The organism is Amycolatopsis sp. lyj-108 (assembly GCF_046549005.1).
Taxonomy (GTDB): Bacteria; Actinomycetota; Actinomycetes; order Mycobacteriales; family Pseudonocardiaceae; genus Amycolatopsis.
In genome coordinates, this window is the sequence record NZ_JAJPWQ010000011.1 from 57,494 (window position 1) to 76,959 (window position 19,466).

Here is a 19,466-nt window from a genome sequence, read left to right on the forward strand (position 1 = left end):
TCCTCAGGCTTTCTGGCGCTACCAGTCGAGCAGCAGGGCTTCCACGTCGAACGGTGGTGGACCGAACTTGAGCTTGCGGTCGGGTTCGGCGAGTCTCAGCTTGGGAAACCGCCGGGCCAGCGCGGGAATCGCCACCCGGAACACCATCTCCGCCAGCGGCCTGCCGAGGCAGTGGTGGATCCCGTGCCCGAACGAGACATGCGGCGACTTTTCCCGGGTGATGTCGAATTCGTCCTCTCGCGCGGGGAAGTTCGCGCGGTTCGCCCCCAGCAGGGAACAGGTGACGGTGTCGCCCGCCTTGACGAGGCGGCCACCGATCTCGATGTCCTCCTTCGCGATGCGCGGGTGGAGTTTCTCGTCGGTGGTGAGATACCGGTTCAACTCCTCCAGCCAGTCCGGGATCGTGTCCGGCTTTTCCCGGAGAAGGTCGAACTGCTCCGGGAAATCGACCATCAGCAACGCGCCGGCCGCGAGGAAACGGGCCACCTGATCGCCGCCGGCGCCCATGATGAACGCGGCCACCCCGGCCAGTTCCGCGTCGGTGATCTCGTCACCGTGTTCGCGCACGACGACACCGAACAGGTCGTCACCGGGATCGCGGCGCACCCGGGCGACCGCCTTGTTCATGTACTGCATGAACTTGTTGCCCGCCGCGTTGCGCCGCTTGTCCGTCCGTTCGGTGCGGCTGGCGTGCAGGGTGCGCGACAGGTCGGCCTGGTCGTCACGCGGGATGCCCAGGAAGTCGCAGGTCGCCGTGGTGGCGACGGCCCAGCCGAAGTGCGGGACGAAATCCACCGGACCACCCATGTCCTCGATGGTGTCCAAGGCGTCTTCGACGATCCGCTCGACGTGGGGCTCGAACCCCCGCATCCGCCGGATGGCGAACGGCGGCGTCACCAGCCGTCGCAGGCGCGTGTGGTCCGGCGGGTCGTAGTGCGTGAGGAAACCGGGCCAGGCGATACCCGCCGCCGTCCCGCCGTAGATCAGCCGGGCGCTGAACTTGTCCGAGCTGAGGACCTGGCGGACCTCGTCGTATCCGGTGGCGAGCCACGCTGTCCGTCGTTCGCCGTCTTCCTCGGTGCCCAGTGCGGAAAGGGGCCCGTCGGCCATCAGCGAGAGGAGCTCCGCCCCCGGGTCGAACCGGTCCCTCCGGTGGATTTCCAAGCCCCGGACGACGTTGAGCTCTTCGAACACGGCAGATCCTTTCGTCTCAACGGCTGGTGGGTCGCGCCCGGCTACTCGCGCCGGAGCGTGTCGCGATAGCCACTTTCGCGACGGCTGGCGTCCCGAAAGTGGCTTTCGCGACACGGTCGCCGGGTTCCGGGGAGCGATAGGGGCGGGTCGTGAGTGGCGTTTCGGGTTAGAACCCGAAACGCCACTCACGACCGCAAGCGGGCGCCGAGCACGTCCAACCGCCCGGATTGAGCGGCTGGACACCTCAGGTTCAGCCGTTGACCTCGGCGATCAGGCTCTTCGGCCGCAGGTCCGTCCAGTTCTCCTCGACGTAGGCGAGGCATTCCTGGCGCGAGGCCTCACCGTGGACGCGGGTCCAGCCGGCGGGCACCTCCGCGAAGGTCGGCCAGAGGGAGTGCTGCCCCTCGTCGTTGACCAGCACGAAAAAGGAACCGTCTTCGTTGTCGAACGGATTGGTCATGATCTTTCCTTTCAGGCGCCCGGCCGCGGCCGGAGCTTCTCGGCGACGATGGATCCAATCTGGACCAACGCCGCGGGTTGCACCATGTCGTAATGGTTGGTCGGGATCTCGTGGTGTTCGATGGCGCCGCTGGTGAAGTCCTTCCAGCCGGCGACGGCTTCCGAAACCGGCAGATGGGCAGGCCTGTCCTCGGCAGCGACGAAAAGCAGGATGTCGCCGTTGAACGGCGAGGCGGTGTGCTGGGGCCCGACCTTCCAAAGGTTGCGCATCACGGCTTCCAGCCGCTCCCGCGCGCCGGGCCCCTGGACCATGCCTCCGGCGAGTTCCAAATCCTGTTCTTTTCGTTTCTGGAGGCCGTCTTCGTCACGCGCGGCCTCTTCGGTCACCGTGCCGGTCGCGTTCCGTCCCATGTAGACGGGATAAGCGTCGAGCAGGGCCAGCAGGCCGAGTTCTTCCCCTTCGGCTTCGAGCATCGCGGCCATCGCCTGTGCGATCCGGCCGCCGAGCGACCAGCCGAGCAGGTGATACGGCCCGGTCGGCTGCACGGCACGGATGTGCGCGAGGTAATCCGCCGCCATCTCTTCGACACTCTCGGGCAAGCGTTCGGTACGCGCGAGGCCGCGCGCCTGGACGCCGTACACCGGCTGGTTCGCGGGAAGATGCCGCAGCAGCGGCCCGTAGTTCCAGCTCAACCCGCCGCTCGCGTGCACGCAGAACAGCGGCGGGCGGTCGCCGCCTGCCTGCAGCGGCAAGAGGATCTCGTAATCGCCGGTCTTCACCGCGGTGCTCGACCGCCGCCGCTCCCCCACCACGATCAGGGTTTTGGCCGCGGTCTTGCGGGCGAGCAGGCCGGTGTTCAGCATCCGGTGTCCCGGTTCGCCGAACGGGCACGGTTCACCCGACTTGCCCTCGTCGACCGCCGGACCGGTGACGTACAGATCGCCGACGGCGCCCGGGGCGACGGGACGACGCTGGTCGTCGAGCACGAGCGCGCCGAGCGGGCCCAGTTCCGCGACCACCGAGGGCGCCTCCCCGGCCCACCGCGCCGGCGCGATCGCCGGACGGCCGCGTTCGGTGTCGTCGAGGAAGATGTCGAGGTCTCCGATCCGCCGCTCGGGATCCTCCGCGACCTGGTCCAGCACTCGCACCAGCCGCCGGGCGACCGATTCCGCCGTCGCTTCGTCGAACAAGTCGGCGGCGTAGCGAAGGGTGCCTTCGAGACCGTCCTCGTTGTCGTCCTCGTCGAGCCGTTCGGTGAGCTTGAACGCGAGATCCAGCTCCGTGGCCTCCGTCCCGCCGGGTACGACACTGGTGCGCAGCGCGGGCAGTTCCGCCGCGTCCCACGCGCCGATGTCCTCCTCGTCCACCTCCAGGCCCACCTGGAACACGGGGTGGCGGGAGAGTGAGGCGGGCAGGTCCAGCAGTTCGACGATCCGCTCGAAGGGAACGTCCAGATGCTGACGCGCGGCCCGGACGGCCTCCTGCACCCGGGTGACGACCTCGAGGAACGTCGGGTCGCCGGAGAGATCCGTGCGCAGGGCGAAGGGCCGGGCGAACGGCCCGATCATCGGTTCGAGGTCGATGAGGTCCTCGTCGCGCGCCAGCGTCGTGCCGATCACGAGGTCGTGCCCGGCGCCGTATTTGGTCAGCAGCACGGCGAGCGCGGCGTGCACGACGTGGATCGTGTCCGCGCCGAGCCGTTGCACCGCTTCGGTCAGCCGGTTGTACGGCTCGGCGTCCAGCCGCAGCGCGACCGTGCCCGCCTCGCGCGACGGGACCGCGGGCCGCGGCCGGTCGAACGGGAGCACCGTCTCCCCGTCGATCCCGGTGAGGGTGTCCCGCCAGAAGACGACCTGCTCGTTGATCAGGCTGCCCTGGTCGTCCTCGTCCGTGAGGAGCCGCTGTTCCCAGATCGCGTAGTCGGCGAACTGCAGTGCCAGCGGCGCACGCTCCGGGACCCGGCCCGAACGCCGCGCGCCGTACGCGGCAGCCAGGTCGCGGAAGAACACGTCCATCGAGTCGTCGTCGGCCAGGATCCGGTGCACTCGCAGATGCAGCACGTGTTCCTTTTCCGACAGCGCGAAAAGGTCGCAGCGCCACGGCACTTCGCGCGTGAGGTCGAAGACCGACGCGCGCAGCCCGGCGAGCAGGCCGGGCAGTTCCTCCTCCGTGGCCGGGACCGGGGACAACTCGATGGCCGCGGCCTCGTGGACGTCCTGCCGGACGCTCTGCGCGTCGCCCGGGAATGTCGTGCGGAGCACCTCGTGCCGGGTCGCGACGTCGCCGAGCGCCGCCGCCAGCGCGGGCACGTCGAGCCTGCCGCGCAGTCGCAGCGCGACCGAGATGTGCAGGCCCGCGGTCTCCTCGCCGGGGCTGGCCAGCAGCCACGCGCGGAGCTGCCGTGCGGTGAGCGGGAGCCGCTCCGGCCGCTCGACGGGTTCCAGCGCGGGACGGGACTTCGCGGCGAGCGCCCTGGCGACCCCGGCGGGCGTCGGCGAGGAGAACAGCTGCCGGATGGGCAGATCCACGCCGATCACCTCGCGGATCCGCGCGATGAGCCGCATGGCCAGCGCCGAACTGCCGCCGAGATCGTGGAAGGCGTCGTCGACACCCACGTTGTCGACGCCGAGGATCTCCGAGAACAGTTCGCAGAGGACCTTTTCGGATTCGCTCTCCGGCGCCTTTTCCGACGCGCGGCCCGCGAGATCCGGGGCGGGCAGGGCACGGCGGTCCACCTTGCCGTTGGGCGTGACGGGCAGACCGGGCAGCGCGACGACGGCCATCGGAACCATGTACGCGGGCAGCACCAAGCCCATCTGGCGCCGGATCTCCTCCGGCCCCGCGTCCCCGCCGTCGGAGACGAAGTACCCCACCAGCCGCTTTTCGCCCGGCTGGTCCTCACGTGCCATGACGACGGCCTCGACCACGCCCGGCTGGGCGGCCAGCACGGACTCGACCTCGCCCAGTTCGACGCGGTAGCCGCGGATCTTCACCTGGTCGTCGGCGCGTTCGAGGAACACGATCTCGCCGTCGCGGGTCCAGCGCGCCAGATCACCGGTGCGGTACATCCGCTCGCCCGGGACGAACGGGCACGCCACGAACCGCTCGGACGTGAGGCCCGGGCTGTCGAGGTATCCGCGTGCCAGCCCCGTACCCGCGATGTACAGCTCGCCGGCCACACCCGGCGCGACCGGCCGCAGGAAGGCGTCGAGGAGGTGGATCCGGCGGTTCGTCATGGGGTGACCGATCGGCAGTTCCCGGTCGACCACGTCACCGGGTTCGATCGGGAGCCACGTCGCGCACAGCGTGGTCTCGGTCGGGCCGTAGGTGTTGCGCACCCGCAGACCTGGCTGGGCCCGCCGCAGGTTCTCCACGGACTGCGCGGGAACGATGTCCCCGCCGGTGCCGATTTCGACCAGGCCCTCGAAGCACTCCGGCGACGTTTCCGCCAGTGCGCGGAAAGTACCGGCGGTGAGGTGGACGTAGTTCGCGCCGCGTGAGACGGCCTGCCGCACTCCGGCCGCGTCGAGTACGCCCGGCTCGGTGAGCAGGACGCGGGCACCCGTCGAAAGGGGCACCCACATCGCGTAGAGCGAAGGGTCGAAGACGTGCGTCGCGTGCATCAGCACGCCGTCGCCGGGGCCGATCTGCCAGCCCTGGTCACCCGCCAGGCCCGCCACAGCGCCGTGCGGAATGCCCACGCCCTTGGGCAGACCAGTGGATCCGGAGGTGTACATGACGTACGCCAGGTCTTCCGCGCTCGGCCGGAATTCCGGTGCTGTGGCGGCGAAAGCGTCGATGGTGGCCCGCGTTTCCGGCGCGTCGAGGACGATCGCGTCCGCCGGGGCGACGCCGCTGGTGGCCTGGGTGCACAGAACGACCGAGACCTTGGAATCGCCGAGGATGAAGGAGATCCGCTCGGCCGGGTACTCGACGTCCACCGGAACGTATGCGGCGCCTGCCTTCCAGATCGCCAGGAACGCGATCAGCAGGTCCAGTGACCGCTCCATCGCCACCCCGACGCGGTCACCGCGGCCGACACCACGGGCGGCGAGGTGCGCCGCCAGCCGGTTCGACGCCTGGTCGACCTCGGCGTAGGTGAGGTCCGCGCCCGCGGCGTCGGTGATCGCCACCGCGTCGGGCGCTTCGGCGACCCGCCGCGCGAACAGCTCGACGACGGAGTCTCCCGGCACCGGGCCCGCGGTCGCGTTGAATTCGTCCACCACCAGCGCGCGTTCGGTCTCGCTCAACAGCGTCAGACGGCCGACGAGGACGTCGGGCTCGGCGACCAGGCGCTCCAGCACACGGGCCAGCGCGCCGACGACCGATCCGGCGACCGTCTCGTCGAACAGACCGCGGTCGTAGTCGAGGATCAGCGGCATCTGCTCACCGGGACCGGTGATCAGGGTGAACGGGTAGTGCGACGAGTTGCGCCCGCGCTTGACCGGACGCAGGGTCAGACCGTCGTGCGCCTGCCCGAGTCCCTTGCGGGGGAAGTTCTCGTAGATGACGAGCGTGTCGAAGACCGCGCCGGGTCCGACGACGGCCTGTACGTCCTGGAGGCCGAGGTGCTGGTGGGCCATGAGGGCGGACTGGTCGCGCTGCAGTTCGGCGAACAGGTCGACGGCCCGCCGCGCGCCGTCGAGCCGGACCCGCACCGGCAGGGTGTTGAGCAGCTGGCCGACCATCGACTCCACACCGGCCAGTTCGGCGGGACGCCCCGAAGCGGTCGCGCCGAACACCACGTCGGTCCGGCCGGCGAGCTGCGACAGCACGACGGCCCACGCGCCCTGCACGACGGTGTTCAGCGTGAGGTCGTGGCCGCGCGCCAGCTTGGCGAGCCCGTCCGTCAGCTCCGTGGAGAGCTCGACGATCGTCGTGTCGATTTCCGGCACGCGGCCAGGATCGGCCGGGGCGACCGCGGTGGGCGTGTCCAGCCCGGCGAACTCCTCCCGCCAGGCCGCGCGCGCGATTTCCTTGTCCTGCTTGCCGAGCCAGGCGAGATAGTCCCGATAGGACACTGTGGGCGGCAGCCCGGACGCGTCCCCGCCCGCCGCGTAGATCGCGGCCAGCTCGCGGTGGATGATCGGCATCGACCAGCCGTCGGTCAGCACGTGGTGGAGCGTGTGCACGAGCCGGTGGCGGTCCGGGCCGAGCCGGATCAGGTGCAGCTTCATCAGCGGCGCCACCTCGATCCGGAGCCGCTCGGCCAGCTCGTCCGCGGCCAGCCGGTCTACCTCGCTGTCGAGGATGTCCTCCGGCAGCCCGGTGAGATCCGTTTCGCGCCAAGGGATCTGCGCGTCCCGCGTGATGACCTGCACCATCTGCGCGCCGCTGACGTAACGGAAACAGGCCCGCAGCGCGGCATGCCGGTCGACCAGCGCCTGCCACGTCGCCCTCAGCAACGCGGCGTCCAGCGGGCCGTCGATGCCGTAGACGGTCTGCACGGTGTAGGTGTCGGGCCCCTCGCCGTCGAGGACGGTGTGGTAGAGCATTCCCTCCTGCAGCGGGGAAAGAGGCCAGACGTCCTCCACGCTGGAACGTGGCTTCGCGCGAGTGTCGTCAACGGTCACGATCTGCTCCTTGCTGGGTGGGTGAGTGAACTCGCGTTCGCGTTGGGCGGGTGGGGCGAACTCGCGTGCTTGAGGGCGTAACTCGCGTGATCAGAGCCGTAACTCGCGTGATCGGAGCCGTATATGCGAGTTACGCCTCCAAGCACGTGAGTTACGGCTCCAAGCACATGAGTTCCGTGTCTGATCACGAGAATCCGGCCTCGAGCTGGTCCAGCTGGTCTGGGGAAAGGGCGACGAGCGAGCCCCCGGCGGGCTCCGGCTCCGGGGTGGTCTCGCCTTCGGCCGGGATCTCCTTGACGAGCGTCGCCAGCCGTTCCGGTGTCTTCTCTTCGAACACCTGCCACGGGCTCAGTTCCAGCCCGTTGCGGCGGGCCCGGGCCGACAGCTGCATCGAGGTGATCGAGTCGCCGCCGAGTTCGAAGAAGCTGTCGTCGGCACCCACCCGCTCCAGCCCGAGTACCTCCGCGAACAGTCCGCACAGCTTCGCCTCCAAGGCCGTGCGCGGGTTCCGCCCGGAGGTCATCCCGGCGAAGTCCGGCGCCTGGAGCGCCCGGTGGTCGAGCTTGCCGTTCGGGGTGAGCGGCATCTTCTCCAGCGCCACGAACGCCGCGGGCATCATGTACTCCGGCAGGCGTTCGGCCGCCAGTTCGCGCAACGCGGAAGCCGTCGTGCCGCCCCTGGCGGGGGCATCGGCCGAGGGCACGAAGTACGCCACCAGCTGCTTGTCGCCCGGGCCGTCCCGGTGGACGGCGACCGCCACCTGGGCGGCCCACGCATGTTCCGCCAGCACGGCCTCGATCTCGGCGGGTTCGACCCGGTAGCCGCGCACCTTGACCTGCGCGTCGGCGCGGCCGACGAAGTACAGCCTGCCGTCGGAACCCCAGCGGAACCGGTCGCCGGAGCGGTACATACGGCCGCCGGGTGAGAACGGGTCGGCGACGAACCGTTCCGAGGTCAGCCCCGGACGTCCGAGGTAACCGCGGGCGAGCCCGACTCCCGCGATGTAGAGCTCGCCCGCCACCCCGGGCGGCACCGGCTGAAGGAAGGCGTCGAGCACGTAGTGCCGCACGTTCCGGATCGGCCCGCCGAGCGGGACGACATCGTGCCCCGGAGCCAACGGGGCACTCATCGTCGAGCAGATGGTCGTCTCCGTCGGCCCGTAGGCCTGGATCATCCGGCGGCCGGGAGACCAGCGGTCCACGAGCGCGGCGGACAGGGCCTCGCCGCCGGTCAGCACGGTCCGCAGCGTGCCGGGCAGATCGTCCTCGCTTGCCAGCACACTCGGCGAAACGGTCAGGTGGGTGATACGCGCCCGGCGGATCGCGTCGCCCAACGTCACCCTGGGCGGCATGTTCGCCGAATCGGGCAGCACCAAGGTCGCGCCGGCGAGCAGGGACATGTAGAGCTCGGAGACGATGGCGTCGAATCCGATCGCGGACAACTGCAAGATCCGCGAGGACGAAGTCACGGCCATCCGCTCGATATGCGCGTGGCCCAGGTTGACGAGGCCGGAATGGGGGACCACAACGCCCTTGGGCACTCCGGTCGACCCGGACGTGTAGATGACGTAGGCCGCGTCTTCGGCGGCCACCGGCGGCAAGGCCACGTCCGGCTCGGCGGCGGGCGGTTCGTCCAGCACCAGCACCGTGCCCGCGAACCCGGCAGGCACGACCGCCCGGGTCGCCTCGGTGCACACCAGCACTTCGGGTGCCGAGTTCGCCAGCATGAATTCGACGCGCTCACGGGGATAGTCCGGATCGACCGGTACGAAAGCCCCGCCCGCGAACGTGACGCCCATGAGGGCGACCACCAGTTCGACCGAACGCTCGACCAGTACGCCGACCCGGGTTTCGCGCCGCACGCCCAGCCCCACGAGCACGCGCGCCAGTGTTTCCACCTCGGCGAGCAGCCCGCCGAACGACAGGCTCCGCGCCCCGTCCTCCACGGCCGTCGCGTCCGGTGTCCGCCCGGCCTTGGCACGGAACAGGGCGGGCAGTGTCTCGGCGGCGAGCGCCTCGTCCGTCCGGTTCCATTCCCTCACCACCAGGTGACGCTGCTCCGGACCGATCAGCTCGACGCGCCCCACCGCGATCCGAGGGTCGGCAACGACCTGTTCGAAAGCCCGGACGATCGACGCGAGGATCTCCTCGACCCGTGTCCGGTCGAACACGTCGGGGCGGAAGATGATCTCGCCGTGGACGCCGCCTCCTTCGGACGCGCGGATGGACAGCGGGTAGTGCCCGGTGTCGTCCGGGATTCCGGCGGGTCGCAACGCGAGGACGTCCGGGTCGTCGGACGGCGGCGGCGGGGGCGGGTAGTTCTCGAACACCACGATCGTGTCGAACGCCGCACCCGGACCGACGAGCTGGTTGATCTCGGCCAGCCCGATGTGCTGGTGCGACATCGACGCGACCTGACGGTCCTGCAGGTCCGACAGCATGTCGAGGAACGGCTCCGCGCCGATGAGGCGGGCCCGGACCGGCAGCATGTTCATGAACAGGCCGACCGCGGATTCGACGCCGGGGATCTCGGGCGGGCGTCCGGCCACCGTGGTCCCGAAGACCACGTCGTCGCGTCCCGTCAACCGGGCCAGCAGCAGCGCCCAGACCCCTTGGAAGAGGGTGTTCATCGTCACGCCGTGCCCGCGGGTGAACTCCACCAGGCGCCGGCTCAGCTCGGCGTCGAGGTCGAAACGCACGCGGTCGGGTTCGATGGGCGTGGTGATCGTGTCCGGTGGCACGACGTGGGTCGCTTCGTCGAGCCCGGCGAGCGCGGTCTGCCACGCCTCCCTGGCGGCCGCCTTGTCCTGGCGGGCGAGCCAGGACAGGTACTCCCGGTACGAAGTCGGGGCGGGCAGCGTCCGGCCGTCGCCGCCGGCTTCGTACGCCGCCATCACCTCGCCGAGGAAGACCGGAAGCGACCAGCCGTCGGCCGAGATGTGGTGCGACCTGAGCACGAGCCGGTGCCTTCGTTCGGTGAACCGCACGAGGTGCAGGTGGACCAGCGGTGCTCGGGTCAGCTCGAATCGCGCGGAATAGGACTCCGCCTCGATCCGCTCGAACTCCGCCAGCGCCTCGTCTTCCGGCAGGTGGGACAGATCGGTCTCCTGCCAGGGCAACGCCACCTCGCGGGCGACCGCCTGGACGGCCGTTCCCGACCCGAGCTGATGGAAGCTCGCCCGCAGGGCGGGATGCCGGTCGAGCAGGGTCTGCCATGACGCCCGGAACCGGGCGACGTCCAACGGGCCGTCGAGAGCGAGCGTCCGCATGCCCGCGTAGACGTCCGGGCCGCGCTCGTCGACCGCGTGGAACAGCAACCCTTCCTGGAGGGGGGAAAGCGGCCAGATGTCGTCCACGTTCGGGACGAGATCCTCGACCTCCGCCACTTCCTGCCACGTCAGCGTGATGAGCGGGAAGTCCGACGGCGTATGTCCCCCGGCGCTCTCGTCGGTGCCGACGTAGGCGGCGAGGCCGGTCAGCATGTCCAGCCATGCCTGGGCCAGCGACTCCGCGTCGGCCTCCCCGAGCAGCCGCTCCGCCCAGGTCACGGTCAGCGTGAACTCCGGTCCGGCCGCACCGTCCAGCACGACCGCGTCGATCTCGACGGCGTGCCGCAGCGGCAGGTCGTCCTCCGCCGTGCCGCCGATGGTCCCGGCCAGCTGCCAGGGTTCCGCGTCGCCGTCGGGCCGGGGCGAGAACCGGCCGAGGTAGTTGAACCCGATCTCCGGCGACGGCAGCGCCGCCAGTGCCTTCCCGGTCTCGTCGTCGAGATACCGCAGGATCCCGTAGCCGAGCCCGCCGTCGGGCACCGCTCGCACGTTCTCCTTGACCTGCTTCAGCAACCGACCAGGTGCGTCCGCCTCGGCGGAGTCGATCCCGGCGGTGTCCAACCTGAGCGGATGGACATCGGTGAACCAGCCGAGCGTCCGCGAAAGGTCCATGTCGTCGAGCGGCTGACGGCCGTGGCCTTCGACGTCCACCACGACGGCGGTACCACCGCGCCACTGGGTCACCGCCCCTGCCAGCGTCGCCAGCAGGACCTCGTGGACACCGCAGTGGAAGGCCGTGGTGGCCTTCTCGACGAGCACACTCGCGCGGTCCCGAGGCAAGGTCCACGACCGGCGTCCCGAGGTCGCGATGGTGTCGCGCCGGGGGTCGAGCTCGCCGATCCGCGCCTGCGCGCCGTCGAGGATCTCCTTCCAGGTCTCCAGTTCCCCGGTCCGCGACGCCGCCTGGCCTGCCAGCGTCCGCGCCCAGCGCCGGAACGAGACGGGCGGCGGATCGAGCACCGGTTTCTCGCAGGCCGCTTGCAGATCCGCCAGCAGGACACGCCACGACACGACGTCGACCGCGAGGTGATGGGCGGCCAGCACGAGCCGCCCCTCGGATCCCGCAACCACCCAAACGGCCTGGAACATCACGCCCGCGACGGGGTCGAGCCGTCCGGCGGCCTCGTGCGCGTGGCGCTCCGCGATCTCGTCGAGGTCACCGTCGCCCACCTCGACCCGCTGAAGCAGCGCCGCCGCGTCCACGGTCCCGCGTTCGGCCACGACCAAGCGAGAATCGATCACCCGGCTCCGCAGCAGATCATGGGTGTCGATCAGCGCGTCCAGACCGGCCGTCAGCGCCTCGATCGACAGGTCGCCGGGCACACCCGCGGTCACCCACTGCGCCAGCGCGCCCCGCGCCATCGCACCGGGATCGCGCTCGAGCAGCGCCCGCACGACGGGCGTCCACGGCACCTCGCCGACGCCGTCGGCGACCTCGGCCTGGCGCACGCCGCGTTCGGCGACCGCCGCGATCCCCGCGGGGGTCTTCTGCTCGAAGACCTGCTTCGCCCCGAAGACGAAGTCCTCGCGCCGGGCGCGGGCGGCCAGCCGCATCGAAAGGATCGAGTCGCCGCCCAGTTCGAAGAAGCTGTCGTCCGCGCCGACCCGGTCCAGGCCGAGGATCTCGGCGAACAGGCCGGTCAGCACCCGTTCGGCCTCGGTCCGCGGCTCGCGACCGGCGGGTTTCCCGGCGAATTCGGGGGCGGGCAGGGCCGCGCGGTCGATCTTTCCGTTGAGCGTCAACGGGAAGGTGTCCAGCACGAGCACCACGGCGGGCACCATGAACTCCGGCAGCCGCTCCGCGATCCGCGCTCGGACGTCGTCGGATTCCAGTGCCTGTCCCGATTCCGCGGTGACGTACGCGATCAGCCGCTTCTCGCCGGGACGTTCTTCCCGCGCCACCACGACCGCCTGCGCGACGTCGGGCACGTCGGTCAGCGCCGCCTCGATCTCCCCCGGTTCGACGCGGTAGCCGCGGATCTTCACCTGGGAGTCGGCCCGGCCGCCGAACAGCAGCTCGCCGTCGTCCGTCCAGCGCGCGAGGTCTCCGGTGCGATACAGGCGCTCACCGGCCGCGAACGGGCTCGCGACGAATCGCTGCGCAGTCGCGCTCGGGGCGCCCAGATAGCCGTGCGCCAGACCGGCACCGGCGAGGTACAGCTCGCCGGTCACGCCCGGCGCCACCGGCTGGAGGAACGCGTCGAGCAGGTACGCCTTCCTGCCGGCCAGCGGTCCGCCGATCGGCAGGACACTGCCCGTTTCGGCGCCGGGTTCGAGGACGAGCCAGGTGGCGCACAGGGTGATCTCGGTGGGGCCGTACAGCTGACGGAACCGCACGTCCGGGCAGGCGCGGCGCATCCGCTCGACGGAGGCGAGCGGCACCGCGTCCCCGCCGGTCAGGATCTCCCGCAGGCCGGTGAAGGATTCCGGTGCTTCCTCGGCCACCACACGGAAAGTCCCGGCCGTCAGGTGGACGGTGGTGACGCCACGTGCGACCGCCTCCCGCACCCGCTGCGCGTCGACCGCGCCCGGTTCCGCGACCATCACGGTGGCCCCGCTCACCAGCGGTACCCAGATCTCGACCAGTGACGCGTCGAAAGCGTGGGAAGCGTGCAGCAGTACGCGATCGCCGGGGCCCTGCGACCAACCCGGGTCACCCGCCAGCGCCGCGACACTGCCGTGCGGCACCGCGACCCCCTTGGGCACGCCGGTCGATCCCGACGTGTACATCACGTAGGCCGTGTCGTGCACGCCGACAGAGACCAACGGCGCCTCGTGCGAAGGCCCCGAGTCCATGGCCACCGGCTCGACGCCCTCCGGCACCGAGTCGCGGCTCGCCGCCACGCAGATCGCCAGCGCCGCACCGGAATCGGCCAGCATCCGCTCGATCCGTTCCGCGGGGTAGTCCACGTTCACCGGAACCTGTGCCGCACCGGCCTTCCAGACCGCGAGCAGCGCGACGAGCAGCTCCGCGCCGCGTTCCAGCACGACACCGACGCGATCACCACGCCGCACGCCCCGCGCGGCCAGGTACCCGGCCAGCCGGTCCGATTCGCGGTCCAGCTCGGCATAGGACAGCGTGCGTTCCCCGTCGACGACGGCCACCGCGTCCGGGGCTTTCCCGGCCTGCCGCCGGAACAGCTCCGGCACCGTGGTCCCGGACGTCGCCTCGCCCGTCGAATTCCAGCGCTCCACCACGGAAGCACGCGCCGATTCGCTCGTTACGCCGAGGCGGCCCACGGGAAGCGACGCCTCCGTCGAGACGCGCTCCAGTACTCGCACGACCTGCCTGGCGACCTCGGCCGCCGTTCCCTCGCCGATGCGGTCGGGCCGGTAGGCCACGCGGATCTGCAGGCTCTTCCCGGGGGAAACGCTCATGGTCAGCGGATAACCGGTGCCGGTCCTGGTCACGACCGAGCTGATCGAAACACCGCCGTCGTCGCCGAGACCGGCGGCGTCGTGCGGGTAGTTCTCGACCATCACGATGGTGTCGAAGAGCGCGCCCGCCCCTGCCGCCCGCTGCACCCGCGACAGCCCCAGATACTGGTGCTCGGTCAACGCGGACTGCCGGGCTTGCAGATCCTGGAGCATTTTCAGCACCGGCAGATCGCCGTCGAGGCGCACGCGGACCGGGACGGTGTTGATGAACATCCCCACCATCCGTTCCACGTCCGGCACCTCCGCCGGACGACCGGACACGACCGTCCCGAAGACGACGTCCGTCCGGCCCGCCAGCCGCGACAGCACCAGCGCCCACGCGCCCTGCACGATCGTGCTCACCGTCAGGCCGTGACCGCGGGCGAAGCCGGTGAGGTTCCGTGTCGCCGCCTCGGGCAGCCATTCGGTGTGCTCACCCGGCACGACCATCGTCTTGTCCGCGTCGGCGTCCACCACGGTCGGCTCGTCCGAACCGGCGAGTTCGGCCAGCCACGCCGCCTGGGTCGCCTGCTCGTCCTGGCGGCTCAGCCACGTCAGATAGTCCCGATAGGACGGTGGCCTCGACGGGCCCTGCCCACCCGCGTACGCGGTCGAGACCTCGCCAAGGACGAGCGGCGTGGACCAGCCGTCGAGGAGAACGTGATGCGACGTCAGCACGAACCGGTGCCGCACCGGGCTGAGCTTGATCAGCATCAGCCGGAGCAGCGGCGCCTTGGTCACGTCGAACCGCTCCGCCTGGTCCTCGGCGAGCAGGCGTTCGGTCTCCGCGGCCGCGGCCGACTCACCGGCCTCCGACAGATCGACCGTGCGCCAAGGGATTTCCGCCTCGGCGGTGACGACCTGCACCGGCTCGCCGGAAGCAGGCTGGTGGAAACTCGTCCGCAGCGAATCGTGCCGGGCGACCACCTGGTTCCACGCTGCCCGCAGCCGTCCCGCGTCAAGCGGCCCGTCGAGGTCGAAGATCCGCTGGCTCTGGTAGACGTCGACGCCGCCATCGGCGACGGCTCGTTCGAACAGCATGCCTTCCTGGAGCGGCGAAAGCGGCCAAATCTCGGTCAGCCCCGGCGTCGCGGCCTCCAGCTCGGTCACGTCCTGCTGTGCCAGCTCGACGAGAGCGAAGTCGGACGGCGTGTGCCCGCCGGCGGCGGGATCGGCGGCGAGGCCGGCCAGCGCCTCCAGCCAGGCCTCGCCGAGACGTTCCACCGTGGCGGGGTCGAGATCCCGGCCGTCGACGGCGAGCCCCAGCCGGGGCCCGTCCGGCGTGTCCTGTACCTCCGCGCCGACCTCCACGGGGTGGGCCAGGATCAGGTCCGGGCCACCGCCGAGCGGCCCTTCGCCCGACGGCTGCCACGCCCGGTCCTTGGCGGAAAGGCTTGTCCTGCCGAGATAGTTGAAGCCGATCTGCGCGGACGGCAAAGCGGCCAGCCTGGCGCCGGTGTCGGGGTTGAGGTAGCGCAGCAGCCCGTAGCCGAGTCCGTCGCCGGGGACGGCGCGGATCTGTTCCTTGGCGGTCTTCAGCAGCTGTCCCGATCCGACCTCGAAGCGGACCGGGTGCACGCTGGTGAACCAGCCCACGGTACGCAGCAGGTCCTCGCCGTCGGCGGCCTCGCGGCCGTGGCCTTCGACGTCCACCAGCAGCGCGCCGCCGGTCCCGCGCAGCCGCGTCACCGCACCGGCGAGACCCGCCAGCAGGACGTCTTGGATCCCGCAGTGGAAGGCTCCGGGCAGCCGGGTCAGCAGGTCGTTCACCACGTCGCCGGACAGCGTCGAAGACCACGAGTGCGTCTTCCCCGGGCTCAGTTCCACGGCCGGTTCGGCACCGTCGAGAAGGGCGATCCACTGTTCGGTTTCGGCCACGGTGCGCTCGTCGCGGGCCTGCTCGGCCAGCCTCCGCGCCCACTGCCGGTACGACGTCGTCACGGGCTCGAGAGCGGAGGTGGCGTCTTCGTAGGCCGAGCGCAGATCCGGCAGGATGATCCCCCACGAAACCGCGTCGACGGCCAGGTGATGCGCCACCAGCGCCAATCGGCCCTGACCGGTCTCCGGGGAGTCGATCCACACCGCGCGCAGCATGGTCCCGGCTGCGGGGTCCAGGGTGCCCGTCGCCGTCCGGACCGCAAGTTCGGCGGCCTCGTCCAGATTCTCGGCCACCACCCGCGTCACGAGGGTGGCCGCGTCCACCGCACCCGGCCCGGGCACGATCAGCTGTCCCGATTCCACTCGTGCCCGCAGCAGATCGTGGGTGTCCAGCACGGCTTGCAGGGCTTTCACCAGCGCGTCCTGGTCGAATCCCGGCGGGGTCACGAGGACCCTGGCCTGCGCGAAGCCGGCTCGCACGGCGTTCTCGCCGAGGGCGAGCATCACCGGCGTCATCGGGATCTCGCCGACCCCGCCGACACTACTGTCCACTGTGGAGGGTGTCGGCCGGTCCTCCTTGGCCAGCGCCGCCAGCCGCTCGGGAGTGCGGTGCTCGAACACCAGCCGCGGCGTCAGGGAGATCCCTTCACGCCGGGCGCGGGCGGCCACCTGCATCGACGAGATCGAGTCGCCGCCCAGTTCGAAGAAACTGTCCTCGACGCCGACCCGCTCCAGCCCGAGCACCTCGGCGAACACTCCACAAAGGACTCGTTCGTCTTCGGTCAACGGTTCGCGGCCGGCGGCCTTCGAGGAGAAGTCCGGTTCGGGCAGCGCCTGGCGATCCACCTTGCCGTTGACGGTCAGCGGCAGATCGTCCAGCACCAGCATCGCGGCCGGGATCATGAACTCGGGCAGCGTGTCGGCGAGCTTCCCGCGCAGCTGCTCGGCATCGACGTCCTGTCCCGCTTCGGCGACCACGTAACCGATCAGGTGCTCATCACGGGCGAGCACCACGGCCTGCGCGACGCCGGGCAGCGCGGCGAGCGCCACCTCGATCTCCCCGGGCTCCACGCGGTAGCCGCGGATCTTCACCTGGTCGTCGGCGCGACCGGCGAACGCCAGCGCGCCTTCGTCCGTCCAGTACGCCAGATCCCCGGTCCGGTACATGCGCTCGCCGGGAGCGAAGGGATCGGCCACGAACCGCTCGGCCGTCAGCACCGAGCGACCCAGATAGCCTTGCGCCACACCGGCTCCGGCGACGTACAGCTCGCCGGGCAGCCCCGCGGGCACCGGCCGCAGGAACGCGTCGAGGACGTAGACCCGCCGTCCCGCGAGCGGACGGCCGATCGGCAGCACCGACCCCATGTCGTCACCGGGTTCGAGCAGCCACCACGTCGCGCACAGCGTGGCCTCGGTGGGCCCGTAGAGATGCCGCACCCGCACGTCCGGGCACGTCCGCCGCACCCGCTCGACCGCCGCGGGCGGCACCGCGTCGCCGCCGGTCAGCACCTCGCGCAGGCCCGCGACCGACTCCGGTGCTTCCTCGGCCAGCACCCGGAAACTCCCGGCCGTCAGGTGCGCGGCCGTGACCCCGGCCGCGACGTGACCGGCCAGCGCCTCGCCGTCCACGACACCCGAGCCGGCGAGCACCAGCCGCGCGCCCGACAGCAACGGCACCCACATCTCGAACAGGGAGATGTCGAAAGCGTGCGAGGCGTGCATCAGCACAGCGTCGTCCGGACCGACATCCCAGCCCGGTTCGCCGACCAGCGCCGCGACGTTGCCGTGCGACACCGCGACACCCTTCGGCGTGCCGGTCGAGCCCGACGTGTACATCACGTACGCGACATCCTGTGCCGTCGCACCGATCGACAGCCGGGCCGACTCCGCGACCGCCCGGCGGGTCTCCGGATCGTCGAGGACGATCGGTGCGAGACCGCCGTCCAGCACGGCGTCCCGGTGCGCTTCCGTGCACACCACCGCGGCCGGCTCCGCGTCCGCCAGCATGAACTTCACGCGTTCCGCCGGATACGCGGGGTCCAGCGGGATGTACGCCGCGCCCGCCTTCCACACCGCGAGCAGCGTCGCGATCAGGTCGGGTGACCGGTCCATCACCACGGCGACCCGGTCGCCGCGCCGGACTCCCTTGCCGCTCAAGTAACCCGCGAGCCGCTCGGCGCGTTCGGCCAGCTCGCCGTACGACAGCGTCTCGTCACCGGCGACGACCGCGACCGCGCTTTCGATCTGGCGCGAGAACAGATCCGGCGCCAGGACGTCCGGTGTCGGCTCGGCCGAGACACCCCACTGCCCGACCCTTTCGCGCTCGGCCGCGCTCGTCACGTCGATGTCGGCGACGGTGAGATCGGCCGACAGCCGGCGCAGCACACCGGTGAACCGCTCGACGATGGCGAGCGCGGCGGCCTCATCGTAAAGATCCGTGAGGTAGTCGAGTTTGACGAGCATCGACTCGCCGGGGACGGCGACCAGCGTCAGCGGATAGTGGGCGGCTTCCTGGCCCTGGTTGACGCGAATGCCGAAGGGAGCGGCGGAATCCGGTCCGCCGAGCTCACGGGGGAAGTTCTCGAAGACGATCAAGGTGTCAAAGCTCGCGCCGGGTCCGGCCGCCTGCTGGATGTCCGCCAGCCCGACGAACTGGCCGGGAATCAGCGCCGACTGCCGTTTCTGCAACTCCGCCAGCATCTCGACGACCGGCGCCACCCCACGCAGCCGCGCGCGCACCGGGACGGTGTTGAGGAACAGCCCCACCATCCCCTCCACGCCGGGCAGATCCGGCGGACGCGCCGAGACGACCGCGCCGAACACGACGTCCGTCCGGCCGGTCAGCTGCGCCAGCACCAGCGCCCACGCGCCCTGCACCACCGTGTTCAGCGTCAGGCCGTTACCGCGGGCCAGCTCCTCCAGCGATCGCGTGAGATCCGCGGGAAGCTCGACCGTGACACTCTCGGGGATACCGGGCGCGCGTCCCGGATCGGCGGGCGCCACCAAGGTCTGCGCCTCCAGGTCCCCCAGTTCCTTTGTCCAGGCCGAAAGCGCCTTGGTCTTGTCCTGGCGGCTCAGCCACGCGAGGTATTCGCGGTACGGCGTCACTTCCGGCAGCCCCGCCGCCGCGTACAGCGCCGACAACTCGTCGAACACGATGGGCAGCGACCAGGCGTCCATGATCGCGTGATGGCAGGTGACCACCAGCCGGTGACTGTCGTCGCCGAGCCGGATCAACGTCAGCCGCAGCAACGGTGCCGTCGCGAGGTCGAACCGCTTCGTCCGGTCCTCCTCGGCCAGCTCCCGCACAGCCGCTTCGGTGTCGTCGAGATGGGACAGATCGATCTCGCGCCACGGCAGTTCCACCTGCCGCGCGATGATCTGTACGGTCTCACCCGATTTGCGCTGCCGGAAACAAGCCCGCAGCGAAGCATGGCGGGCCAGCAAGGCCTCCCACGCCGCGCGGAGCCTCGCCGCGTCCACCGGGCCGTCGAGCTCCAGGACCCAGTGTCCAATGTAGACGTCGAGCCCGTCACCGTCGTAGACCGCGTGGAAGACCAGCCCTGCCTGCAACGGCGACAGCGGCCAGATGTCCTCGATCCGCGACTGAGCCATC

The 19,466-nt window shown here is 70.7% G+C and carries 4 protein-coding genes; all 4 read right to left on the reverse strand.

Going from position 1 to position 19,466, the window contains the following annotated elements; genetic code table 11:
• Positions 1–18: 18 nt before the first annotated feature.
• Positions 19–1,194 (reverse strand): cytochrome P450, encoded by a 1,176-nt coding sequence (locus ACLJO0_RS32785; RefSeq protein ID WP_410582827.1) that lies wholly within the window; start codon positions 1,192–1,194, stop codon positions 19–21.
• Between the two features lie 250 nt (positions 1,195–1,444).
• Positions 1,445–1,654, reverse strand: a complete 210-nt coding sequence (locus ACLJO0_RS32790; RefSeq protein WP_125789836.1) for an MbtH family protein — start codon at positions 1,652–1,654, stop codon at positions 1,445–1,447.
• Positions 1,655–1,665: 11 nt separating this feature from the next.
• A complete protein-coding gene (locus ACLJO0_RS32795; protein WP_410582828.1) occupies positions 1,666–7,227 on the reverse strand; it encodes an amino acid adenylation domain-containing protein in 5,562 nt (1,853 codons plus the stop codon).
• Positions 7,228–7,411: 184 nt separating this feature from the next.
• Entirely contained in the window at positions 7,412–19,465 is a 12,054-nt protein-coding gene (locus tag ACLJO0_RS32800) for an amino acid adenylation domain-containing protein (protein WP_410582829.1), read from the reverse strand.
• Position 19,466: the final 1 nt, after the last annotated feature.